Consider the following 300-nt stretch of genomic DNA (forward strand, 5'->3'; position numbering starts at 1 on the left):
TCTTCATTGGCTTGATACGTAAAAATGGTTGCAACATTTAAATCATGAACACCTTCGTTTTTTAGTCTTTGGAATGTGTCATAATATTTAATCGCCATTGGAATACTTTGAACCGCAAACATAGACGTGTAATTTCCGTTATCTGTTTTCTTGTGATAATTTGAAATCAAATGTCGACAAACAGCTTCAATACGTTCATCTGCCATCCAAATTTCTGAGGTATTAATTGCTTCAATCCGTTTGAAGTATTCATCATTTAATTTTCGTAAAGCGCCACTTTCCATTAACGGATGGCTGTGT

Annotated in this window: 1 protein-coding gene; it reads right to left on the reverse strand. The window is 34.3% G+C overall.

Annotated elements, in window-relative coordinates; translation table 11 throughout:
• Nucleotides 1-300, reverse strand: a 300-nt coding sequence (locus KA858_RS12445; protein ID WP_210135836.1) for a type I restriction enzyme subunit R domain-containing protein, incomplete at both ends; no start/stop codon positions are given.

The organism is Staphylococcus sp. GDX8P80P (genome assembly GCF_017893095.1).
Lineage (GTDB): Bacteria > Bacillota > Bacilli > Staphylococcales > Staphylococcaceae > Staphylococcus > Staphylococcus borealis.